Source organism: Halanaerobium congolense (assembly GCF_004366375.1).
In the GTDB taxonomy this organism is placed as follows: domain Bacteria; phylum Bacillota; class Halanaerobiia; order Halanaerobiales; family Halanaerobiaceae; genus Halanaerobium; species Halanaerobium congolense.
This window is the reverse complement of record NZ_SOEF01000005.1, coordinates 55,292-80,200: the sequence shown is the minus strand read 5'-3', so window position 1 is coordinate 80,200 and position 24,909 is coordinate 55,292. Positions and strand designations below refer to the sequence as shown.

Genomic DNA, 24,909 nt, shown 5'->3' with positions numbered 1-24,909 from the left:
TTAAAAGTATAATAATTGGTTATTAAAATTTGGTTAAAACGAAATAATTATTAGATTAAAAAATGGGGAAACTCACTTATAGATGTTTATTGAATTAAATTACTTTATTTGTTATGATTACTTTCGTAAGTGTTAAAATCGTGGTGTAAAAAATTACTTATGATAGGAAAAAATATATTCAAGCTAACTAAAGAACTAGTTACGCTAACAAACATATATCGAAAGGATGAAAAATTTAATGGCAAAAAAAGATAAAAAATTATATTTTAACCTTAAGAATTTGCTTCTTTATTTTGCGTTATTTGTTTCAATTTCAATTTTTTCAATGTATTATATTAATAGAATCTATTCCCAAGGCAGTAATCTTGATGTATTTTTTTCTTTTCCTGCAGCAGTCATTACATCATTAATTGGATTACTATTTTTTTATTATATTTTTGATGCTTCGAGGTTATATTTTGTTTTAAAAACTTTAAATGCTGAAATTTCTTTTTGGAATGTTTATAAGTTAGTATTTATCAATTTCTTCATCTCAAATATTACTCCACTGGCTACCGGTGGTGGTTTTGCTCAGGTATATTTTTTGCAAAAAAAAGGTATACCATTGGGGAAATCTTCAGCAGCTGCTTTAATTAGAACCTTATTATCAGCAACCATGCTTTTTTTGAGTGTTCCTTTTATAATCATCAGGAATAAGTCAATGCTTAATTTGCTTCCTTCAAACTATGTTTTTATTTATTTGGTAATTTTTTTAGCTCTTTATGTTTTTGTTTTTTATCTTTTGATTTTCAAAGTTAGATTAATCATGAAAATCATCTATAAGTTCTTATATTTTCTAAAATCTAAACATCTTCTTAATAAAAAAAGATTTAGGAGAATTGTAAGATACATTTTTAAACACCTTGAACTCTTTTCAGAAGACCTTGCTTTTTTTATTCAGGGTAAGAAAATTTTTGTATTTTTATCTTTATTATTTACAGTTATATTTTTATTAACTGAATTCTCATTTTCATTTTTGATACTTCAAGGGCTGGGCTATAACGACACATCTTTTTTCCAGATACTAATCTTTCAGATTTTGGTTGTTTTTATTATGTATTTTGCTCCTACACCAGGAGCTGCCGGAATTGCAGAGGGCGGTTATTCACTTCTTTTTTCTAGATTTGTCAATCAAAGTGATCTTTTCCCCTTATTATTTTACTGGAGATTCTTTAGTAAATATGTTGGCATTTTAATAGGTGTCTTTGTATTTTTTTATTTAATCATTAGAGGTGGGATAGAAGTTGAAGAGTAGAGGTAAACTATATATATTAATTTTCATTATAATTATATTAGTTTTAATTAGCTATAAAATATATGCACCTTTTACTATTCAGGATTTTAAGTCAGTTAATGTTAGAAACATGAATACTATTAGAGAGAAAATAAAAAATAATGGGTATAGTTTTGCAGTAGTTGGAAATATAGAAAATTCAATTGCAATTTTTGATAATCGAATCCTGGAAAAAACAAAGCAAAATAACATTGATTTTATAATTTCTTCAGGAAATAACGTTCGAGATGGTGATGAAAGTAAATATAGAGTTTTTTATAGAACCTTAGAAAAACTAAAAACACCTTTTTTAACTGCAGTTGGCAAAAGAGAAATAACTGATGGAGGAAGTGATAATTTTTATAAGTATTTTGGTCCTTTTTATTATTCTTTTCAAATAGATGATTCATATTTTATATTTTTGGATACTACAGAGAATACCAATTTAAACTGGCAGCAGCAGTGGTTAAGGAATGAACTTAAAGAAGCTGCAGCTTATCAGAAAAAGTTTGTAATAATGAATAAAACACCAATTAAAGTTGATACAGAATATTTAATAGATGACAGTATAAAATATATAGGTGATCAACAATTAAGGAATTTTTATCAAGATATCTTTGCAGAATATGATATTGATGCTGTTTTTTCTTCTAATCTGGAAATTTTTCATCAGCAAGAAATTAAGGGAGTTGATTATTATATAAGTGGTGGTGCTGGAGGCGAACTTATCTTTGATAACGATAAGAGTTTTTATCACTATCTTTTAGTAAATGTAAATCAAGATGGGATAAAAGTTAAGGTAGAGCGTTTAGAAAACAACCCGGGTTTACCCTCAAAGTTATTAGTAAATATTTGGGTTGCAGTGCAGTCTTTCTTTTATGCTAATTATATCAATATTTTATTAGTATTATTCATTGCGTTAACAGTATTTTATATAATTCATAGAGAAATTAACAAAGAAGTCAATTACTACCGTGATTTTGCTTATGCTGAGAATGAATACAAAAATGAAAATTTAAAAATCGCGATGTTTACCAATAATTATTTTCCGGTGATTGGTGGAGTCCCGATTTCAATTCAGCGCTTGTCTAAATCATTGAGAAAAAGAGGCCATGAAGTTAAAATTTTTGCTCCAGAATATAAGAATAAAAGTCAAAATGAAGATGAAGAAGATATTATCCGCTGTAATTCTATTTATTATTACGAAGAAGCAGGGCTCGAATTTCCGGTCACTAATATTTATTCACCACAGATAAAGAAAGATTTCCAGGCTGAAGATTTTGATTTAGTTCATGCCCATCATCCTTTTTGGCTGGGAAATAAAGGTAGAAAATTAGCAGAGAAGTTTAGTCTACCGCTGGCTTTTACTTACCACACCCGTTTGGAGAAATACGCTCATTATGTTCCTAATATATTGTTTATGCGTAAATTTTTTGCAAATCGATTATCTCATTTTCTAATTAAGAATTTTTCGAACAAAACAGATGCAGTATTTGCTCCAACTGAATCAACAAAAGAATATTTGCGCAATGTTGGGGTCAGTAGATATATTAAGGTGATGCCAACCGGTATTGATTTTGACTATTATAATTGTGATGAGGATAAAATAGAGAAACTTAGAGAAAAACTTATTGGAGATTCTGAACACTTATTAATTTCAGTTTCTAGATTGTCGAAGGAGAAAAACTTATATTTCTTGTTAGATGGGATAAAAAGATTAAAAGAAAGAACTGAGCTGAAATTTAAACTAATTATTATCGGCAGTGGCTCAGAAAAAGAAAATATTGTGCAGTTTATTCAGAATAACAGTTTAGAAAATTATATTGAACTGATTGGTGCGGTTGACTTTAGAGAAATGGCTAAGTATTATCTGGCTTCAGATTTATTTGTCTTTGCCTCAACTACTGAAACTCAGGGGATGGTTCTGCTGGAAGCTATGGCTGCTAAAAATCCTGTGGTTGCTGTTAAATCAAGTGGTATTGATGATGTTATTGAAAATGGGGTTAATGGTTATAAAACTGAAGAAAAACTTGATAAGTGGACCAGCCGAATAGAAGAGTTACTAACTGACAGACAAAAACATGATGAGTTTTCTCAAAATGCATTTAAAACAGCAAAAAGTTATTCGATTGAAAAAATGGCTGAAGAGGCCGAAGAACTTTATTATAAAATTATACAGCTTAAAAAAGATTATTAATTAAATTAAGTATATTATCTGAGGAGGATTTAGTTGAAACAGCTATTTTTAGAGTTTATTTTAATGGCAATTTTTATTATAATTTCAGGAACTTATTTATCAAAATTTGGAGATATAATTGCTGATAAAAGTGGTCTGGGGCAGGCTTTTATCGGTGGAATTTTAATTGCAATGGCAACTTCACTACCGGAACTGGTGACTAGTATCAGTTCAGCTCTTGTTGGAGCTCCAGATATTGCAGTTGGTAACGCTTTTGACAGTAACACATTTAATCTTGTCATCTTAGCCTTTGCTGATCTACTTCAGGGAAAAGGCCCATTACTACTTCGAGTTAACTACAGCCACATTCTTTCTGGTCTGGTAGGTGTTTTACTTTCAGCTTTAGTAGTTTTCAGCCTTATCTTATCCCATTTTATGAATTTCAATTTGAGTATTTTTGGTGTGGGAGTAGATAGTATAACATTACTTATTACATATATTATTAGTGTGAGAATGATCTATCGTTATGATCAGAAAAATCCACTTGATCCAGATGACCCTGTAAAAGAAGACCCCAATCCTGATTATACTTTAAATAAAGCCTTAATGGGTTTTGCAATTTGTGCAGTTGTAATTGTTTTTAGCGGCTATCGATTAACCATTACTGCTGATCAAATATCAACGCTGACCGGAATCGATCAGAGTTTTATTGGTTCAATTATGGTAGCGGCGGCAACTTCACTGCCGGAGCTTGTTGCAACAATTTCGGCTATTAAGATTGGTGCCTATAATATGGCAGTTGGAAATGTCTTTGGCAGCAACATTTTCAATATGACAGTAATTTTCTTTGCCGATCTATTTTACCGTCAGGGAGTTCTTTTGCAGGATGCTAAGATAGTTCATATTTTAACTGCAACAGTAGGTATAGTAATGGCTACAATTATTTTAATTGGTTTATTTTATCGCTCACGGCGTTCTTTTATGTGGATGGGCTGGGATGCGATTGCAGCTGCAGCAGTTTATTTTGCAGGTGTTTATCTTCTTTTTCAGTTGGGACTGAATGTGATTTAGTAATAACATTATTAGTAGACTTGTATCCAAAACTTACTGGACTTATGAGAAAAACTAAAAACCCACTCCATAAAAGGAGTGGGTACAAAAAGAGGAGAGAATTATCAAGTACAAAAATCTATATTATAGCTGCATTTTATGCAGCTTCAAAAAGGGGATCAAATTTATGCTTTCATTCTATCTATAATAATATCAGCAAATTATTAAAACTCTTTTAAAGCAAAATTAAAAGAAAATTAGATTTATGGTCCTGCAGAAAGTCCTAACTTAGACTATTTTCTATTATTTGATCTGTTATTTCAATTTCTTATACCTTTAGAGGTGTCTGAATTATTGAATGTTCCTTGGAAATTAAAATGATTTTCTTCGATTGTTTCTAATTGACTATCAGTTAATATAGACTCAATATTTTTTTGATACTCAATTCTTTTTTCATTTATTTTGCTTAAAACCTGTTCTAGTTTATCTTCAACTTCTCTAATCTCTGAATCACTTGCTCCACGAAACTCAAGATCTCTAATCTCACGAATTAAACTTTTCAATTCATTTCTTAACTCTTCAGTATCATTATAAAATTCATCTTTAAATCCCATTATTTTTTCTATTTGGTAATCAGTTAACAATTCTATTGTTTTTTCTACTTGATGATCAAGTAACTTAACTATTTTTTTTACTTGATCATCAGTTAAAGACTCTAATATTTTTTCTATTTGATAATCAGTTAATTCAACTGATTTATAACCAACACCTTCACTTGTTGCTTGAGAATTATGGTTTTTGACATCAGAATTTATTCTAAGTCCTTGGGCAAAACTAACTCCAGTCAAAATTACTGTTATAAAGCCAATGAACAATGAAACTTTTAATATTTCTTTCATTTGATATCCCTCCTAATTTACTTTAATTTTTTAAATCATAGTGAGCCTCCCCCAATTTGTAGGACACTGAGTTAAGATATATAATAAACTCAGGAGGTGCCCAAAATGGGAAAAAGAAGAAGTTACACTGAAGAATTCAAAAGAGACGCTGTTGAACTCAGTCTCAACTCTGATAAATCTGTTAAAGAAATTGCTGAAGATCTAGGTATTAATTATGGTAATCTCAATCGCTGGCGTAGAGAATATAGAAATAAAGGAAAACATGCCTTTCCTGGTAACGGTAACCAGAAATTAACACCCGAACAGCAAAAAATAAAAGAGCTTGAAGATGAACTTAGAGAAACTAAATTAGAACGTGATATATTAAAAAAAGCAGTGGGCATCTTTTCGAAAAAACCGAAGTAATATACGGTTTTATCCGGGACCACAGAGATCAATTTCCTGTGACGAAAATGTGCCAGGTATTAGCAGTTTCCCGGTCAGGTTTCTATGATTGGCTAGATAGAGAATTCAGTCAAAGAGAAATTGAAAATAAGAAACTGAAACTAGAAATAGCTAAAATATACTGGCAGCATAGCGGCCGCTATGGAAGTCCAAGAATACATCGTCAGCTGGTAAAAGAAGGCCATAACTGTAATATAAAAAGAGTTGTGAGACTGATGAAATTAATGGGTCTTAGAGCAATTCAGAAAAAGAAATTCAAAAAGACAACTGATTCAAATCATAACTTACCGCTAAAAGAGAATTTGCTTAATAGAAATTTTGATGTATCTAAGCCTAACAAAGTTTGGGCTTCAGATATTACGTATATACCCACAGCTGAAGGCTGGCTTTACCTAGCTGTAGTAATAGATCTTTATTCACGAAAAGTAGTTGGCTGGTCCATCAATAAACGAATGACCAGACAGCTTGTGATAGATACTTTAAACATGGGAATTAAAAATAGAAATCCTAAAAAAGGCTTGATATTTCATTCTGATAGAGGCAGCCAGTATGCAAGTCATGATTTCCAGAAAGAGCTATGGAAAAATGGTATAAGATCATCAATGAGCCGCAAAGGAGACTGCTGGGATAATGCAGTGGCAGAAAGTTTCTTCTCCACAATAAAAACAGAATTAATTTATCAAAATAATTATAGAACTAGACAACAAGCAAGACAAGATATTTTCGAATATATAGCTGTTTATTACAACAGAATCAGAATGCATTCTACATTAAATTATAAAAGTCCAGAAGACTACGAAAACGAGAGAAAACTATCTAAACTATGTGTCTAATTTAATGGGGGAACCTCATAGTTTAATTATAGGAATAAAACTTTAAAAAATGATAAATTTATGCTTATATTTTAATTAATTTCTGAATAAGTACTGGTCGTTTTGACATCTGAAAAAATAAACTATTTTTAAATAAAAAACCCCTCTGGGGAGAGGGATAAAAATACCAAAGGAGGAAATTATCTAGTTCAATAATTTATATAGTATCTGTCTTTGTCACAGCTCCAAAATGGGGGACTTTAATTCACTTAATTATTCTATTTATAATAATAACAGGAAGATATTAGACCTTAATTAACTACAAATTAAAAACTTATTAAATAAAGGATATTGAAAATAGAAAAAGTGTTAAAAACCTCTGCACATATCTATAAGTGCGGATAATTATAACGGAGGTGTTATATTGCCATTCACCGAGATGAGCACAGGCCAAAACTGCCTGATTATCCGCCGATCTCTATTTTTTATTTTGCTGATAAACAGTTCAATACCGGGATTAAAGAGGTTAATATTGAGGGAAGTAGGGTTAAAATATATGATAAAGAAAAAACAATCTGTGACTGTATCAGACTGAGAAATAAAGTAGGTACTGATGTTGTAAAAGAGGCTATGCAGAACTATTTAGAGAGGAAAGATAAGAACATCTCCAAACTATTTAGGTATGCAGAAGTTACAGAGGTAAAGAATATCGTGAAAAGATATCTGGAGGTACTTGTATGAAGGATGTATTAGAAAATGAAGATACCTGGAGCAGCAGATTATAAGTAAAACTATAAATTAATCTAAAAGCAGACCGTAATCAATTTGATTACGGTTTATTTAACATTGTAAAATAGTTCTTCATGTTAAGTCTTACCTTTTATAAAATAATCACCTGACAGACTATTTTTTGCTCATAATCCAAAATTTTTGTCTAATACGATATTTTTTATATCGATTTTACTGAAAATGTTGCTTTTTATCACTAATAGTTGTATAATTTAATCAGTGGAGGTGATCAAATGAAGGAGAGAATGCTGCGTCTGCAGCAGGTACAACTGAATAATTTTAAGAATGTTAGGCAGGGTCAGATTGATTTCAACAGTTATAAAAGTGAAGACTTTTTTTCTAAAACATCAGATGTGCTGGGAATATACGGCCAGAATGGTTCTGGTAAAACCGCTTTTATTGAAGCTTTGTGGATACTGAAACTGGTCCTGCTTGGAGAATCTCTGCCTGGAGATATTAAAGATTATATATACCAGGGCGAGAAAGAAGCTGCTATTAATACTGTTTTTTCTATGTCTTTGGGGGAAGATAAATACCAACTCTTTTATGAAATGGTAATTGAAAGAAGAGAAAATGCTGTTCCAGTAATTATCAAAGAAGATCTATCATATAAAAAGCTTGAAGAAGATGGCTGGACATATAAGAGAGGGATAATAACTCATAACCTTGATGAGAAAGAGCAGTTGTTAAGTCCCCAGAAGAATTACAATTTGCTCACTAAGAACAATAAAGATGCTAAAGTGGACCTTAAAGTGGCCAAGGAGCTTGCGAAGAAGGATGAAACATCTTTTATTTTTTCTAGTGAGATGGATCATATTTATAAGGGTAATGAAGCCTTTAACGAATTTGCTGAGATTATTATGGAGATTAAACAGTATGCTCGAATGAACCTGTTTGTGATCAGAAATTCTCGTTCAGGTATGATCAATGCCAATCTAATTATACCTTTTTGTTTTCAATTTAGTGATTCAGAGAGAATAGAAGGTGGAGATCTGGCAATAGCTCTGTCTGAGCCGACAACAGTTCCTGAGCGGGTCCTCTCTACTGTTAAAAATGTTATCGAGAACTTAAACATTGTCTTAAAAGAGATAATTCCAGAGCTAACAATTAAAATTAAAGAGTATGGAGAAGAATTGGATGAGAACGGTGATCCAGTAATAAAAGTAGAGCTGCTGGCAGAAAGAGGAGAGATTAAGATCCCTCTTAGATATGAATCAGATGGTATTAAAAAGATCATATCTATCTTGAGTGCAATGATTGCGATGTACAATAAGCCGGGTATTTGTCTGGCTGTTGATGAGCTTGATGCTGGTATATTTGAATATCTTTTAGGTGAAATTCTGGAGATCATACAGGATAGAGCTAAGGGGCAGTTGGTCTTTACTTCTCATAACCTAAGACCACTGGAGAAACTTAATAAAGAGTCACTTATTTTTACAACTACTAATCCTCAGAATCGATATATTAGATTTACTAATGTTAAGGAAACCAATAATCTAAGAAGCTTCTATTATCGTGGAATTAAGTTAGGTGGACAGGACGAGGAAGTTTATGAGAGAACAAATGAATACAAAATAGCCAGAGCTTTTAGGGCTGCTGGTAGAGTTGATGCTGATGACTAGAAAATTAATTCTATTCTTAGTAGAAGGTATAACGGAGGAAATATCTTTTGGTCTTATTTTTTCTGAGATATTTGAGGATAAAGAGATTGAATTTCAAATTGCTCGTGGAGATATAACTACCAGGAATGGAGTTAATTCTCGTAATGTGATAGAAGTAATCAATGAAGAAGTATTATCTTTTTTGGACAAAGAACATTATAATAAAGGGGATATTTTAGAAATTATTCATTTATTGGATACTGACGGAGCATATATCAGTGAAGATTTGATCGAAAAACATGATAGGGATAAGAATTACTATTATGTTGATAAGTTATGTACCAGACATCCTGAAAACACAAAGAAAAGAAATGATAAAAAAAGCAGCATCATGGATAGACTGAGTAGGCATTTTAAAATAAATGGTATTCCATATAACGCTTACTACTTATCCTGTAATTTAGAACATGTGCTTCACAATGATGCAAATATTGATGATAATCTAAAAGTAGAAAAAGCTGAAGAGTTTAGTGATAGCTATTTTGAAAAGAAATTTGAGTTTTTGGATTTTATTAGAACTAATAGTTTTGCTGTCGAAGGTGAATATGAAGAAACTTGGGAGTTTATTAAGCAGGGAAGTAACTCCTTAAATAGATATAGTAATTTACACCTTGTTTTTGAAGATCTTTAGCATTTTAAAAGGGTTTTTCCCTATTAGCAATCTCAAAAATTACACACAATTTCTAGCGGGACCACGTCTTAATTATGAATTTCAAATCGACGTTCGACGCCCCACCCCCTAGAGCATAACTGAATACTTAAAGACATTGAGCTGTCTGGACAGTCTCTTAACTGAGGCTGTTCAGGCAGCTCTTTTTTTATGTCTAAATTTAAGGAGGTGAGAGTAGATAAGGGAGTGGGTTAGTCCAAAATAAGGAAAGGGAGGTGAATCAGATGGCTTCTAAGACACTTGTTATCCTACTGCTTGGTGCTTTAGCCTGGCAGAGTTTGTTTAGTGGAAATGTTCTTATGGCTTTGTTCTTTATTCTCTTTGATCTTTACCTAATATCTGAGTAACAGCTGTTTAAGATGAAAGTCAAAATAAAACTACAATATGGAGGTAATAACTATGTTTAAAGAAGAAAATAATGTTGAGACTGTTCTAAGATTGAGAGAAATGCTGGTAAGAGCAATGATGGCGGAGAATGATGTAATGCAGGAGCTGGTCTTAAGTAAGCTGGAAGAGCTGGATCTCAAGAGAAAAGATGAGCTCAAACATGCTGGGAAGATTATTGATTCTAAAAGTGGTGATAATGCAATTAAGAAGCTTGCTCAGACGGCTGAGAATGGCGTTAAAAAGGCAGCTGGACTGGCATCTACTGGAACCAGGAATGTTGCTAAAGTCACTGGGATGGCTGCTTCAAAGGTCGATAGAGCTGCCCTGAAGGCGATTGAGAAGTCGGTTATCGGCGCCAATTCTACCCGGCTTAAATCGGAGAGTGTTTTATCAGGATTAAAGGATGCATTTATGGAAGGCTGGAATAATGCTTAGAATTAAACTCAGGGGACTGTCAGTGAGAGCTGATGGTCTCTTTTTTTATTTGGAGGTGAAAATTATGCAGATAAATGGTGTGCCGAGTGATGAGTGGAGGATAAAAAGAGCTTTAGGACCCTATGCTGAGCCAATGGATGAGGATGAGCTGGAGAGAGCAACAAGACTGCTGCAGGAAAAGAAAAAAAGAGCTGCAGTTTTAAGCAGTGATGATCAGGAATTTAAGATGCCGTTTTAGATGAATACTAAAAACATAAAGGAGATGAGAGTAATGGTAAATATTCAGAAGTTTAGTCTAAGAATTGTCAAGGAGTCAGGTGGAAGGTATGACATTGATAAGTACGTGAGAAACCCTTTTCAGGCAAGGGATCTCTTTGTAGAAGTAGTTGAACTTGATAGGAGAGCAGAAGAAGTCTTTGCTATCGCTACCCTTGACGTTAAGAACAAGGTAACAGGGGTATTTGAGGTTTCTACAGGTACATTGACCTCAAGTCTAGTTACTCCCAGAGAGGTCTTTAAACGGGCAATATTGCAGAATGGAGCGGGTATAGTTTTGGCTCACAATCATCCTTCTGGTGTGGCGGATGCAAGTAGTGATGATATCTCAATTACTAAAAAGCTGCAGAAGGCCGGTAAGATAATGGGGATCAATGTTGTGGACCACATTATTATCGGCAGTAGAGATAACTTTATCAGTATGCAGGAAGAGAATCTGATGAAAGACTGAATCAGCAAAAGTTAATAATAGTTAATTAACCTGGCCGGCGCCGGGATTTTTTTATGTCTAAAAAGCAGATAAAGGAGGTGATTAAGATGTATGTAAAGCAATGTCCTGAGTGTAAGAAGAAGTCCTACAGCTCCTGTAAAAAGAGTGAATGGAACTGTCCTCACTGTGACCATGATCTAAGTGTTGAAGAAGCTCAAAGACCAAAAGAAGACTAAATATAATGGGAGGCCTGGATTAAATCTGGGTCTCCTTAAATTAAGAGGAGGAATAAAAATGAGTGCAAATAGTAAAGTTGTTGATATTAATAGAAAGAAAAAGGAACTGATTACTTTTACTGAAGAGGAGTTAGAAACTCTGAGACGAACTGTTGCCGGAGATGCAACCAGTGATGAGTTTAAGATGTTTATCTATCTGGCTAAAAACTATGGACTTGATCCTTTCAATAAGGAAATATTTTTCTGGAAGAAAGATGGTAAGCCAACAATTATGACTTCTAGAGATGGTTATCTAAAGATAGCTGATAGGCATCCCCAGTATGATGGGCTGGTTTCAGATGTAGTTAGAGAAAATGATAAGTTTAGACGAAAAGAAATTGGAATTAATCATCAATATGGGACCAACCGCGGACAAATTGTCGGTAGTTACGCTTTAGTTTATAGAAAGGACAGAAGCTATCCCGTTTATGTCTTTGCTCCCTTTGAAGAATACAGGTCAGATACTAAGGTCTGGAAGCAGTATCCTTCAGCTATGATTCTTAAAGTAGCTGAATCAATGGCTTTAAAGAGAGCTTTTAGTGTTTCTGGGCTTGTTTCCAGGGAAGAAATGGCTGTACAGCAGCAGAATGATTATAACTTTGATGATATTCCATTCAGCCAGGTACAGGGCAAGAAGAATAAAGGTAAGACTCAAAAAGATGAAACTTTGAAAAACGATCAAGTTACCTCTCTAACTGAAAGAGAGCTTGCTATCAAAGAAATAGTTGGTGATGATCCTAAGCTGAAAGAGGATCTTTATAATTACCTCAGACATGTCAAAAGAGAAAAAGGTATAGGCAGCGGCAAGAAAATATCGATCAACAGCTTGAGTAAGGATCAGTTTGAGCAGTTGAAGTCTATCTTAAATACATTTAGCAGGTTAAGTGCTCAGGAAAGGAAGGAAATCTCATGAATAAACTAACCATATCCGCTGTATTGATGGCAGTACTGCTTCTGACAGCGGCAATTTTAGCTCAGACAGGTCCAGATGATATTATTGATAGTTACAGCTGGAATGAGGTTTATGTGGTAAAGCGAGGTGATACCCTCTGGGAGATAGCAGAAGCGATTAACTCTGACCTTGACCCGCGGCTGATTGTAGCAGCCATTAAAAAGGTCAATGAGATTGAGACAATGATCAGAGTTAATCAGAAGATTGTGATTCCAGAAAAGTAGACTAAGAACGGGTTGAATCTCTCAGAAATCTTTTCTGATTCAAAACTATGATTTAATAATATCACTGGAGCGACTAATCTTCAAAAATAATCCTGCAGTCTTCATTGTGAATAAAGCTAAATCACGATGGAGGCTGCTTATATTTTAATTCAGTCTATATGGCTTTAAATGCTTGTTTTGAGGGCGTTTATCTGTTAACATACAAATAGTCAGATAAGGTAAAAACAAGTGTATATGGCTCTCTGATATCCTTTAGAGGGGACTATTCCAGTGTGTTGGTGTATGTGTAAGATAAAGTGAATATAGTTGGTTATACCGCTCTTTTTCTACAATTTACGACAATAATAACTGCTGCAGCAATAAAGGAAAATTAAAGAATTTCTTGAAGTATAAATAGTAATAGGTAAAATATTTTCTTGCTGGTGACAATATGGTGTCAGAGTAGTGAGCTACAATTAATTAAAGGGGATGAAAAATAATGAGAAGAAAACTGGGATTAAGTCTTGCTTTAATATTTGTGTTGGTCTTTACTTTTTCAATTCAGGCTGCTGGACCAGAAGATATATTCCTTGATTCTGAAGCTGCTCAAGAGGTTATAAAGGAGCAAGCAACAGAAGACTGGGAAGATGATTTTGAAATGGTTAAATACCAGATTGATAACCAGACTGCAGCCTATAACTGGCTTATAAAAGTAGAGGATCATATTGACTTATTGAAACTGGCTAAAGAAAAATGGGACACCGATTATGAAATGATTAAGTACGAATATGAAAACCAGGTAGCTGCCTATAACTGGGTTAAATCTCAAGACGAACATCCAGAAATTATGGCTGCTGCAAAAGAAAAATGGGGACTTGACTATGAAATGGTCAAATATGAATATGAAAATCAGGTAGAAGCTTATGAGAGTATAAATTAAACTTTATAATATATTAATAAATGAGAACTTAACTATTCTAGGAGGAATTGTAAATGTCGAAGTTAACATTAGAAGAATTAGAATCACATCTCTGGGAATCAGCCAATATACTAAGAGGCAGTATTGATTCTGCAGATTATAAGAACTACATATTTGGACTATTATTTCTAAAAAGAATGAACGATGTATTTATGGAGAACAGAGAGCATATTATTGAAGAATACGGTGAAGAGGTTGTGGATGATCCAGACTTTTACACTGAGTCAAAGGTATTTATTCCTGAAAGAGCTCGCTGGTCTGCAATTAAGGAACAGACTGAAGATATTGGAGCAGCTATCAATAAAGCCTTTGTAGTTTTAGAACAGGAAAACTCTGTTTTAGAAGGAGTTCTGACAACTGTTGATTTTAATGATAAGGATAGACTACCTGACAGTGTGTTAGAAAAGTTAATCCAGCATTATACTGATTTAAAACTAGGTAATGAAAACTTAGAGGATGCTGATCTTTTAGGTAGAGCCTATGAGTACTTAATCAGACAGTTTGCTGATGATGCTGGTAAAAAAGGTGGAGAGTTCTATACCCCTCGTGAGGTGGTTCAGCTTTTAGTAAGAATTTTAGATCCTCAGTCTGGAGATCGAGTGTATGACCCGGCCTGCGGTTCTGGCGGGATGCTTATTTATTCTGCTGAACATATTAGAAAAGAAGATCAGGATAGAATGGAGAATATTTCACTTTTTGGTCAGGAAAGAAACTTAAATACCTGGTCTATTGCTAAGATGAATATGTTTTTACATGATCTTTATGATGCTCAGATTAAAAGAGGCGATACTTTTACAGAACCACTATTTTTAGAAGATGGTGGTAAGCTGCAGCAGTTTGACAGAGTGATTGCCAATCCAATGTGGAATCAGAGCTATGCTAAGGGTGATATTAAGGAGTCTCAGGCATATAATAGATTTAACTATGGTTTTCCACCTAAGAACTCTGCTGACTGGGCCTGGGTTCAGCATATGTTAGCAAGTGCCAATCGTGATGGTAAGGTTGGGGTAGTCTTAGATAATGGAGTGCTTTTCCGCAGCCGTTCTGAGGGTAAGATCAGAAAGAAAGTTTTAAAAGAAGATTTAATTGAAGCTGTGATTGCGCTACCTTCCAATTTATTCTACAACACCTCTTCACCTGGCTGCATCTTAATGCTGAATAAGAATAAACCTGCTGAGAGAAAAGATAAGGTTATCTTTATTTATGGTGAGGAAGATTATGAAGAAGGAAGCAACCAGAACTTTTTAAGAGAGAAAGACTTAGAAAAGATATTAGATGCCTATCACAACTTTGATGATATAGAGAAATATTGTAGAGTTGCTGATATGGAAGAAATAGAGAGAAACGATTTTAACCTAAATGTCCCTCGCTATGTGGATACAACAGAAGAGGAAGAACCGGTGGATGTTGAAGAAGTATTAACTGAGCTTGATCAGTTGGAAAAGGAAAGAGATGAGATAGAATCAGAGATGATGGGCTATCTTAAGGAGCTTGGTTATAATGGTTAAAGAGGGATATAAGGAAGTAAGGGTTGGACCTAAAACTAAGTTGATCCCTGAAGAATGGAAAGTTAAAAAGCTTAAAAAAGTCATTAAAAAACGGAAAGGCAAAAGACCAAATAAGTTATTTGATTCCAAAAACGGTGAAAATTCAATTCCATATTTGAGTGTTAATTATTTAAGAGGAAATGATTTTCCCGAGTGGTGTTCAAAAAATGATGATAATAAAGTAGAAGTAAAAGAAAATGAAATATTAATGATTTGGGATGGTTCTTATTCAGGGAATGTTTTTATGGGGTTTAATGGTGCATTATCTTCGACTATGGCGAGATTGAAATGTGAAGATGATATAAACAATCAATATTTATTTTATCAACTTAGAAATAATTTTAAAATATTTCAGAGTACAACAATTGGTACATCTGTTCCTCATGTTGCTGGCAAAATATTTGAAAACTTAAATATACCAACGCCCCCAAAAAGAGAACAGAAAAAAATAGCATCAATTCTATCATCAGTAGATAAATCAATAGAAAAAACTGATAAAGTAATAGAAGAAACAAAAGAAATGAAAAAAGGATTAATGCAGGAATTACTTACTAAAGGGATTGGGCATAGTGAGTTTAAGGAAGTGCGAATAGGTGCAAAGAGAATTGAGATACCAAAGCACTGGGAAATATCAACAGTTAATGAATTGACTTCAAAAGTACAATATGGAATTTCAGACAAAATGTATTTAGAAGGACAATACCCTATTTTTAGAATGAATAATTTTTACAGGGGATATATGATTGATGAGCCTATGAAATATATAGATTTAGATGATACTGAATTTGAGAAATATAAGGTAAAAAAGGGAGATATACTTTTTAATAGGACTAACAGTGTTGATCTGGTTGGGAAAAACGGTATATTTACTCTTGAAGGGGATTATGTGTTTGCTTCATATTTAATAAGACTTAGAACTAATGATAAATGTGATAGTTATTATCTTAATTATTATTTGAATTCTTATAATGCAGGTAGCATACTTGATTCGATTGCAACAAGGGGTGCAAGTCAAGCAAATATAAATGCTAAAAACTTAAAGTCTGTTGATGTTCCAACCCCACCAATACAAGAACAAAAGAAAATAGCATCAATCCTATCATCGGTAGATGCTAAGATACAGAAGGAAGAAGAATATAAAGTAAAACTCGAGCAACTTAAAAAAGGTTTAATGCAGAAACTATTAACAGGAGAGATTAGAGTAAATACAGAGATGGAGGTTTAGAAAATGACTGGAAATTGGGATGAATATCAGCAATCAGAAAAACCTGCTTTAGATTTATTTAAAACTTTGGGCTATAAAGTCTATGATCAGCTGGATAAGGATTTTGTAGAGCTGCCGGCAAGAGAATCAGAACACCAGGTGATTTTAATTGAGGAGCTTAAGAGTGCTCTTAAAAGAATCAATCCCTGGATCAATGAGAACAACTTGAATAAGGCAGTTAATGAGATCAGACCAGCCCGTCTAAAAGCTAATTCCTTGATGGCAGCCAATGAGATGATCTATGATAAACTGATTAATCACATAAGTTTACAGCAGGATATAGGTCATGGCAAGAAAAACCAGACTGTAAAGTACATAGATTATGAGAATCTTGATAATAATTCTTTTATAGCAATCAACCAATTTCGAGTCAAAGGAAAAGATCCAATTAAACCTGACATAACTCTGTTTGTTAATGGTTTACCTCTGGCTGTAATAGAATGCAAAAATAATACTACCTGTAATGAACCAGAAGAAGAGGCAATAAATCAGCTGAGAAGATATCAAAACATAAGAAGTGATGATACTGAAGAAGGAGCAGAAGAATTATTTTACCCCAATCAACTGCTTGTTGCAGCCTGGGGTGACTCAGCTACCTCTGCTACAGTAGGTGCTCCAGCACAGGCATTTAAAGGCTGGAAAGATCCTTATCCTTATACTAAAGACTCTTTGGCAGAACTACTGGGAAAAGTGCCTACAGGACAGGATATACTTCTTTTCTCACTTTTTAAAAAGAACAGATTTTTAGATATTATCAGGAACTTTACTGTTTTTGAAGATAAGGGTAATGCTAAAGTTAAAATGGCCTGCCGCTATCAGCAGTACAGAGCTGTGCAGAAAGCAGTAGAAAGAATAAAGAATGCTAAGAGTTTAGAAGACAGAAACGGAACTGTCTGGCATACTCAGGGCTCAGGCAAATCTTTAACCATGCTCTTTTTAGCCCTTAAACTGAGAAGGATGAAGGATATTGGCAATCCTACAATGCTAATTGTAACAGATAGAGTTGACCTTGATGAACAGATCAGTGGTACTTTCAAAAAATGTGGTTTTCCTAATCCAGAAAGAGCAGGTAGTGTAAAAGACTTAAAAGAGCTTTTGTCCTCAGAAGCAGGCAGAACTATTATGACTACTATCCATAAGTTTCAGGAATATGAAGATGAAAAATATCCTGTTTTAACCGAAAGAGAGAATGTATTTGTAATGGCTGATGAGGCTCACAGAACTCAGTTTAAAGATTTAGCCTCTAATATGAGGAGAGCTCTACCAAATGCAGCTTACATAGGTTTTACAGGAACACCAATTGATAAAGAATCAAGAAGCACCTTAAGAACCTTCGGTGACTATATTGATACTTACACGATAGAAGAATCAGTTGCCGATAATGCTACCCTGCCAATTAAATATGAGAGCAGACTGGCTGAGTTACATGTGGAGGATAGAACTTTAGATGAAGTCTTTGATCAAACCTTCCACAGATATTCAGATGAAGAAAAACAGAAGATAAAAGAAAAATATGCTACTGAAAATGATATAGCTGAAGCAAGTTCCAGGATTAAAACTATTGCCCTGGATATTATTAAACATTATACGGAAAAGATTGCCCCTTTTAAGGCTCAAATAGTGGCCGTAAGCAGACAGGCAGCAGTTAGGTATAAAGAGGCGATTGATGAGTTAGACGGTCCAGAAACAGCTGTATTAATCTCTGGCGGGCACAATGATGAGGGCTTGCTTAAAAAATACAGTGTTGATAATGATCAGAAATCTAGAATAGTTGAGAGGTTTAAGAATCCTCACTCTTCACTTAAAATAATCATCGTTTGTGATATGCTCTTGACTGGTTTTGATGCTCCAGTTGAGCAGGTTATGTATTTGGATAAGTCTCTGAAAGAACATAACTTGCTGCAGGCTATTGCCCGAGTTAACAGAGTTTATCCTGAGAAGAATTATGGTCTGGTAGTAGATTATTATGGAGTCTTTGATAACCTTAAAAAGGCACTGGCTATCTTTAATCCTTCTGATGTGGAAAATGCTGTAACTCCAATTGAAGATGAGAAGCCAAGACTGGAAGCCAATCACAGAGAGGTAATGAAATATTTTAGAAATACAGATATGGATGACCTGGAAGCCTGTATTGAGATCTTTGAAGACGAAGAGAAGAGAAATGACTTCAAAAATGACTTTAAGGACTTTGCTAAGAGTATGGATATCATCATGCCTCACCCGATAGCTGATCCTTACCGTAAGGATTTATACAAGTTGAGTAAAATTTATACAGCAGTGAGAAATAGATATCGTGATGATAGTATTGATATTAAGGGTATGGGAGAAAAGGTTAAAAAACTGATAGATGATCATATCAGAGCAAGCAGTGTCAGAGTCTTGCATGAGCCAGTATCTATACTTGATGAGAAAAAGTTTGAAGAAACTCTAGATGACTTAAAATCTGATAAAGCTAAAGCCAGTGAGATGGAGCATGCGATAAAGAAAGAAATTAATGTACAGATGGAAGAAAACCCTGTCTATTATAAAAAACTAAGTGAGCGACTGGAAGAGATCATCGAAAAGAGAAAAAATAATCAGATGAGTCTTTTAGAACAGATTGGTGAGATGAAGGATATTATTAATGATATGAGAACAGTCCAGTCGAAAGCAGAAAAACTGGGGTTAAACAAGAAAGAGTTTGCCCTTTATGAACTTCTTTTAAATGAGAGAGATAAAGAAGAAAAGGGCAAAGTTGCAGAAGAGCCTGGTGAATATACTGCAGGAGAAGGTAGTGATGAGCCTTATGTAAATAAGACAGTGAAGGAAGTTACTCAGAATATCTTTAATGACTTAAGTGAGTACACTAAAATTGATCTCTGGCGTCAGAAGACTGAAGTTCTTCAGAAGATGCGAAAAACAACCAAGGTTCATCTGATCAAATATGACGAGTTCAAGCAGAAATATGAGAGTTTAACTAACAAGATAATTAAGCTCTCTCAGAATATATTTATGTTTTAATCGGAGGTAAGAATGCAGCAGATCAAACTGGGAAATAAACTAATAAATTATGAAATAATACGCACTAGACGTAAAACTATGGGGATCATTGTTGATCATGAGAGGAATTTAATAGTTAGATCTCCAAAAAATACAGCAGAAACTAAAATAGAAGATGTACTAAAGAAAAAAACTAACTGGATTCTTTCCAAATTAAGGGAAATGGATAAGATTAAGCCTGCACCAAAAGAAAAAGAATTCATGACTGGAGAGAAACTTCCTTATTTAGATCGAAGATATAGGTTGGAGGTTAATCCGGCAGAAATTTCAAAAGTGGAAGTAAAGCTCTACCAGGGGAAATTCATTATTGACTATCCAGTGGAGCTTGCAGATAAGAAAGAAAAGCGACGAGAAGAGATTCGGACCCGTTTAATTGAATGGTATCGTGAACATGCTAAAGAAAAGATTAATGAGCGAGTGGATAAGTATAAGGTTAAGCTTGATGTTGAACCAAACAATGTGGTTGTGAAAAAACAGAAGAAGCGCTGGGGCAGCTGCAGCAGTAAAAACAACCTTAACTTTAACTGGAAGATCATCATGGCACCAATGTCTATTGTGGATTATTTGGTGGTACATGAGCTTACCCACCTAATACATGACAATCATTCTAGAGATTTCTGGGCAACAGTAGCTTCTGTTATACCTAACATTAAAGAGAAAAAAGAGTGGCTTAAAGTGAATGGTAAGCGATTAGACTTTTAAAAGATTGAGGAGATAATTTATGAGTCCCAAAATATATAGTGATATATTTGAAGCTATACGTCATTTTGAATCAAATAGTCCTTTACTAAATTTGAAATCAAAACGTCTTGGTTATATTAGAAGAAAGCTGTCTTTTAATCTCATGCAAATGCCAAACGGTAAAATGTCTGCTTTACCTAAAAACATGTTTTTTACTTTTTATAGGGGAGAGAATGATAATTATGATTCAAGATATCCCTGTAAACCCAGTATTTTCAGAGGTAATCCTACTAGAAAAGATGTAATGATAAATCGGCTCAAAATTATTGACTTCTCCTTAATATTAAAGACTCATCCCAAAGTTATATTTGCAGAGAATGACGGTATGGATATTCATTATGATGCATTAGCTCAACATTATGAACTTAAGACCGATTTGTTGGATCTAAGCTCTGATATTGCTGTTGCAGCATTTTTTGCAACACATGTTTATAACAGTGAGGAAAGTAGATTTACTCCAAGGACTGAAGGAGTAGGTTGCATTAGAAGTTATATGGACCAAGAACTTATAGCTAATGATCTAAATAATATGAAGCTAATTGGATTACAGCCGTTTAAACGGCCTGGTGTTCAATGTGCCTTTGGGATAAAACTAGATCACAATGAAGATTTTTCTAATATGTCTAATAAAGTATTATTCAAGCAAAAACCAAAATACAATAAAATGATTAACAGGTTATTCTGTCATGATGATTTTAATAAACTTATACCTCCCGAAGATGATGTGAGTGAGATTGCTGAAAATGTAAAGAACTCAAAAATAGTTAGCAAAGAAGCAGTATCTATATATTGTGACAAAAATGAAATAAATAAGGAAGATTTAATCAACAATTTAAGTGAAAATGGTTACAGCATGGTTGACAGCCCAATATATAAATTATCACGTCAACGGAGAAGGGCAATAAAAAGAAGAATGAAAAAAGAGAAGCCTTATGGAGATGCAGAAATAAGAGTTAGAGCTTGCTGCTATCCAAAATAAAAAGACAAGTTAGTGATAAACCTATAAAGGGGGGAAGCTTTGTGAAGAAATACTTACTAATTATTTTAATTATGGTACTTGCTGTAACACTTACTGCTTGTAATAGTGGAAATGGCCTAACTAATACTGAAGATTCTTTTGTTACTGGAAATGTAACTGTGTTAAAGGATGGAGTTAGCAGCAATTTAAGTAATGTTGTTATAGAAATAGATAATAAGCAGGAAGTGACAAGTGAGAATGGAAGTTATAAGATTGAGGATTTAGATAGTGGAAAAGCAACAGTAAGAGTACTAAAAGGAGCTTCAAATGTTAGTTCGAAAGTTGTTTCACAATCAAATGAAGATCAAATAGTTTTATGGGAGAATACTATTAATATAGATGCAGGAGAAAATATAGTTGATATACCTGTAAACACAATAGCAAGTGTGCTTAAATATTACTCTGAGTTTCATAATAAAGGAGTTTGGCAAATAGCATTTTATGCTAATCCTTTATCTGGGAAAGAAATTAAGTCTGGTAAAGTAATTGATCCAGATGGGAAAGAATATACTCTGGAGCCTCACTTTGGTTCTCAATGGCATCAATACTGGAATCTAACTGAACCTTTAGCAGGATACTATACCTATATAGTTGAATTTGCTGATGGAACTCAAGAAGAATTTAAGGCTGAGATTAAACTTTCAGACTTTCAGATAGACTTTCCGAATTTAAATTACCCTGTTGCTAATCAGGTTATCGATACAGTAGCTCCTACTTTTGAATTTGATTATATCCCAGAAACAGACAAAGCTTATCTTAGAATTGAAAAGAAGTTAGATAATGATGAGTGGGAAAGATTAGACTGGATTACTATTAATAATGCTCAGGAATATAAGATTAAAGATACTATTTTGGAGGCTGGAAATGATTATCGTTGGACTTTACAGACTGTTGTTTCTGCTGATGTATTTCCCTGGAGTGAAGCAAAACCACAATATGAATATTTTACTATCAGCAAATAATTTAAAGGGTGGATGATACTTGATGAATATTTTTACTGCTTTAAGTCAGGGTAAAGGAAGCTTAAATGAGAATAACATGAGTGCTATGCTTTCGTTTCTCATTAACCCCTATCAGGAACATGGATTAAAAGACACTTTTTTAAAAGAATTCCTTAAGCTTTTAGATGAACTTACTGCAAAAGAACTATTTGAAAATAACAGTGACCTGCTGAAAAATAAAAATAGCCTTGAAGTAGAAGTTACTCTTGAGTCTCCATATAATTACAAAGGACAAAAACGATATTTAGATATTGAGATTCAGATTTATGATGATATGTTTGATCCAGTGACAGCTGAATATGAAACTAAAGAAATTCTAAAAATAGCTGTTGAAAACAAGATAAAGCCTTCTTCTGCTCAAAATGATCAGTTTAAACAGGAGTATAAGGCTATTAGATCAGAAATTAATAGAACTGAAGATAAGGAAACAAAAGTTTTAATGGTTTTTCTAACCCCTTCTGGTGATTTTAACTCACTTAAAAAAGAGTTTGATAATTTAATAATTGATCAGGAATCAAATGATGATAAGGTTTGGTTAAAGTGGGATGCGGCGGATGATTCAGGTACACTTGCAGGATTATTAAAGTCATTACTTAAGAGTGAAGCCAACTTTGAGATTGATCCTATTTCAGATTATGTTAGAAACACCCTTAAGGCCTTTATTAGACATATTATTGAGACGAATATTAAATTCACTTCTCCAGAGCGAGTAGCTGATGATTTGGGTGATATTAAAGAGTCTGTAACTGTAGAGCTAAGAGATGGAAAATATAGAATTGAAAAGTACGAGAGCAGCTCAATTAAAGTCTACAATCTAAATGAACAGGAATATGAGGTAGCAAAACCATTATTGAGAAAGATAATAAGGGATAAAGATTTAGATGTCAGTCTATATTTTGACTCAGGGAATAAAAGAAATACTAGATCACTGGGGAGAAAGGTAATAAAAGCACTGAAAGTAAAGGGATAACCGCAGTAGTTCATAATTTGAGGAGGTTTTTATGAAAGATTTGGTACCAGTTGTAGGAACTATTTCTTCTATAATAGGAACAATTGCTGCAATTATTGCTGCTTATTATTCATTCAAATCCAGGCCTAGAAAAGTTAAGGATTTAAGGGTTAAAGTTGAAGAAATTACCTCTTTGGATGATGAAGATAGGTGGGATATCAGTTTTGCTTTTTGTAATGGAGAAGAAAGCTTGATTGCTAAGAATGGAATAGTAGTTGTGGAAACAGAGGGTATTGGTCTTATTAAAGTTAATCCCGTCCAAGACGCATCGGATATATTCGGTGCTCCAAGTGTAGCTTTTGATAATAATTCTTTTAATTATTCTTTTAAAAATCTCAAACCAGAAACAAAACGAATTGTGTCAATAAAATTGGAGGCAAAGCCAGGTGATTACCTCTTGCAGTGGAGGGCAAATGGAGAAAATATTAAAAAGATTAATGATGAAGTAGAATTAAAACTAAAAAACAATTAGATGATTAATTCACCACAATAGTTAATAAATCTTGAGGAGGTTAATAATGATAAGCCCCTTTTCAATAAGGCATCAAGAGGTAATCTATAATAAAAAACTTAAAGTTTCTTTCCCTAAACGCCTTAACAAAAGAATATGGATGATTTTAGAAAGACTTGATTCTGAATGGGTAGAATATACAGACACTGGTGCAAATTATTATGAGAATACTTTAAGCAAAACGGTAGAGTTGATTAAAGAAGTTTATGGTAAAGATAGTTTGGTCACCAATGTTGAAAAAAACAAAACAGAACTTCAACAATTTATAGAAACCACTTATCCTTCAAAGGTATTAGATGTAGTAGAAATATATTATTATGTAATGAATCAAGCAGATATAGATTTGTTCTGTAAAAAAGCGGAAGTGACTAAAACTGTTAATAAAGCATTTGAAGATGAACGAATTTCGTGGAGATTAAGTGAGGGGAAATTTTATCAGATAGATTATGATTTTTTTATTAGAGATGTTACTGAAAAAACATATAGTATATTAAAAGAGAATGGATTTGAGGGGGCTTGTGATGAATATACCCAAGCAAAAAAAGATTTTAAGGAACATAATTATAAGAGTTCTATTTTGAATTCTTGTAAAAGTATGGAGAGTATATTAAAAACAATTTTAGATATTGATGAAGGTAATGCTAGTTATCTGTTGAGCAAACTAAAAGACTCAAGATTTATTGAAGACTTAGCAGAGGAATATAGAGGTGGATTTACTAGTCAAGTTTTAATGGCTGTTCCTTTTTTAAGAAATAAGTTAGGGGGACATGGTCAAGGAAATGATAGAATATCTGTTTCAGTTGAATATGCAGAATTAGCTCTAAATCTATCTAGTAGCATCATTCTTTTTTTATTACAGAAATATTCTTTAGAAGAACATAAAGAAGATAACTTTGAAGATGAAACTTCAGATGATTGGGATGAAGATTTTGATGAGGAATTTAATGAAGAAGATTTTGACGTACCTTTTTGATAAATAGCTGATACAATTTCTAATAATCTTTAATTCACCACAATAGTTAATAAGGT

24 protein-coding genes are annotated in these 24,909 nt (G+C 33.4%); 23 read left to right on the top strand and 1 reads right to left on the bottom strand.

Features of this window, described 5'->3' with window-relative positions; genetic code table 11:
* Positions 1–238: 238 nt before the first annotated feature.
* Genes C7954_RS03185 through C7954_RS03175 form a run of 3 tightly spaced genes read left to right on the top strand, consistent with a single transcriptional unit; the run spans position 239 to position 4,559 of the window.
* Positions 239–1,294, top strand: coding sequence for a lysylphosphatidylglycerol synthase transmembrane domain-containing protein (locus C7954_RS03185; protein ID WP_133505638.1), 1,056 nt, complete (start codon positions 239–241; stop codon positions 1,292–1,294).
* Positions 1,284–3,509, top strand: a complete 2,226-nt coding sequence (locus C7954_RS03180) for a glycosyltransferase (RefSeq protein WP_133505639.1) — start codon at positions 1,284–1,286, stop codon at positions 3,507–3,509. The genes C7954_RS03185 and C7954_RS03180 overlap by 11 nt, the downstream gene beginning before the upstream one ends.
* Before the next feature lie 33 nt (positions 3,510–3,542).
* A complete protein-coding gene (locus C7954_RS03175) occupies positions 3,543–4,559 on the top strand; it encodes a sodium:calcium antiporter (RefSeq protein ID WP_134058655.1) in 1,017 nt (338 codons plus the stop codon).
* Positions 4,560–4,858: 299 nt separating this feature from the next.
* On the opposite strand, the gene C7954_RS03170 is transcribed toward C7954_RS03175, so the two are convergent.
* A complete protein-coding gene (locus tag C7954_RS03170) occupies positions 4,859–5,437 on the bottom strand; it encodes a Spy/CpxP family protein refolding chaperone (protein WP_133505641.1) in 579 nt (192 codons plus the stop codon).
* A gap of 105 nt (positions 5,438–5,542) precedes the next feature.
* Between C7954_RS03170 and C7954_RS03165 the strand changes: the two genes are divergently transcribed.
* From C7954_RS03165 to C7954_RS03080, 20 genes are all read left to right on the top strand, one after another.
* A protein-coding gene (locus C7954_RS03165) for an IS3 family transposase (protein WP_133505642.1) occupies positions 5,543–6,714 on the top strand; the annotation gives its coding sequence in 2 pieces (ribosomal slippage) (positions 5,543–5,801 and positions 5,801–6,714; 1,173 coding nt in all).
* A 1,001-nt stretch (positions 6,715–7,715) separates the two neighbouring features.
* Positions 7,716–9,104, top strand: coding sequence for an AAA family ATPase (locus tag C7954_RS03155; protein WP_134058652.1), 1,389 nt, complete (start codon positions 7,716–7,718; stop codon positions 9,102–9,104).
* Positions 9,097–9,774, top strand: a complete 678-nt coding sequence (locus C7954_RS03150; RefSeq protein ID WP_134058649.1) for a hypothetical protein — start codon at positions 9,097–9,099, stop codon at positions 9,772–9,774. The genes C7954_RS03155 and C7954_RS03150 overlap by 8 nt, the downstream gene beginning before the upstream one ends.
* A gap of 263 nt (positions 9,775–10,037) precedes the next feature.
* On the top strand, positions 10,038–10,160 hold the full coding sequence (locus tag C7954_RS14005; protein WP_255416516.1) for a hypothetical protein: 123 nt from the start codon (positions 10,038–10,040) through the stop codon (positions 10,158–10,160).
* 52 nt (positions 10,161–10,212) lie between these two features.
* Positions 10,213–10,635, top strand: coding sequence for a hypothetical protein (locus C7954_RS03145; RefSeq protein ID WP_114457529.1), 423 nt, complete (start codon positions 10,213–10,215; stop codon positions 10,633–10,635).
* Between the two features lie 64 nt (positions 10,636–10,699).
* A complete protein-coding gene (locus tag C7954_RS13595) occupies positions 10,700–10,873 on the top strand; it encodes a hypothetical protein (RefSeq protein WP_158531705.1) in 174 nt (57 codons plus the stop codon).
* A gap of 105 nt (positions 10,874–10,978) precedes the next feature.
* A complete protein-coding gene (locus tag C7954_RS03140) occupies positions 10,979–11,362 on the top strand; it encodes a JAB domain-containing protein (protein ID WP_243833632.1) in 384 nt (127 codons plus the stop codon).
* A gap of 86 nt (positions 11,363–11,448) precedes the next feature.
* Positions 11,449–11,577: a hypothetical protein gene (locus C7954_RS14000; protein ID WP_276330785.1), complete on the top strand. Its 129-nt coding sequence runs from the start codon at positions 11,449–11,451 to the stop codon at positions 11,575–11,577.
* Between the two features lie 58 nt (positions 11,578–11,635).
* Positions 11,636–12,529 carry a phage recombination protein Bet gene (gene bet, locus C7954_RS03135; protein ID WP_134058646.1) on the top strand — a complete coding sequence of 298 codons (894 nt, stop codon included), beginning with the start codon at positions 11,636–11,638 and terminating at the stop codon, positions 12,527–12,529.
* Positions 12,526–12,792, top strand: a complete 267-nt coding sequence (locus C7954_RS03130) for a LysM peptidoglycan-binding domain-containing protein (RefSeq protein WP_089716836.1) — start codon at positions 12,526–12,528, stop codon at positions 12,790–12,792. The genes bet and C7954_RS03130 overlap by 4 nt, the downstream gene beginning before the upstream one ends.
* A gap of 478 nt (positions 12,793–13,270) precedes the next feature.
* Positions 13,271–13,711, top strand: a complete 441-nt coding sequence (locus C7954_RS03125) for a hypothetical protein (RefSeq protein WP_134058643.1) — start codon at positions 13,271–13,273, stop codon at positions 13,709–13,711.
* A 53-nt stretch (positions 13,712–13,764) separates the two neighbouring features.
* Positions 13,765–15,258, top strand: a complete 1,494-nt coding sequence (locus C7954_RS03120; RefSeq protein WP_133505649.1) for a type I restriction-modification system subunit M — start codon at positions 13,765–13,767, stop codon at positions 15,256–15,258.
* Positions 15,251–16,522: a restriction endonuclease subunit S gene (locus C7954_RS03115; protein ID WP_133505650.1), complete on the top strand. Its 1,272-nt coding sequence runs from the start codon at positions 15,251–15,253 to the stop codon at positions 16,520–16,522. The genes C7954_RS03120 and C7954_RS03115 overlap by 8 nt, the downstream gene beginning before the upstream one ends.
* Before the next feature lie 3 nt (positions 16,523–16,525).
* Positions 16,526–19,561, top strand: a complete 3,036-nt coding sequence (locus tag C7954_RS03110) for a type I restriction endonuclease subunit R (RefSeq protein ID WP_133505651.1) — start codon at positions 16,526–16,528, stop codon at positions 19,559–19,561.
* Between the two features lie 12 nt (positions 19,562–19,573).
* Complete coding sequence (locus tag C7954_RS03105) at positions 19,574–20,302, top strand: M48 family metallopeptidase (protein ID WP_133505652.1); 729 nt, start codon at positions 19,574–19,576, stop codon at positions 20,300–20,302.
* Between the two features lie 19 nt (positions 20,303–20,321).
* Positions 20,322–21,320: an FRG domain-containing protein gene (locus C7954_RS03100; RefSeq protein WP_133505653.1), complete on the top strand. Its 999-nt coding sequence runs from the start codon at positions 20,322–20,324 to the stop codon at positions 21,318–21,320.
* A 41-nt stretch (positions 21,321–21,361) separates the two neighbouring features.
* The gene (locus tag C7954_RS03095; protein WP_133505654.1) at positions 21,362–22,321 is read left to right on the top strand and encodes a hypothetical protein; all 960 of its coding nucleotides are present in this window, start codon (positions 21,362–21,364) and stop codon (positions 22,319–22,321) included.
* Between the two features lie 22 nt (positions 22,322–22,343).
* Complete coding sequence (locus C7954_RS03090; RefSeq protein ID WP_133505655.1) at positions 22,344–23,330, top strand: PD-(D/E)XK nuclease family protein; 987 nt, start codon at positions 22,344–22,346, stop codon at positions 23,328–23,330.
* A 31-nt stretch (positions 23,331–23,361) separates the two neighbouring features.
* Positions 23,362–23,841 (top strand): hypothetical protein, encoded by a 480-nt coding sequence (locus tag C7954_RS03085; protein WP_133505656.1) that lies wholly within the window; start codon positions 23,362–23,364, stop codon positions 23,839–23,841.
* 46 nt (positions 23,842–23,887) lie between these two features.
* Positions 23,888–24,853, top strand: a complete 966-nt coding sequence (locus tag C7954_RS03080) for an AbiJ-NTD4 domain-containing protein (RefSeq protein ID WP_133505657.1) — start codon at positions 23,888–23,890, stop codon at positions 24,851–24,853.
* Positions 24,854–24,909: the final 56 nt, after the last annotated feature.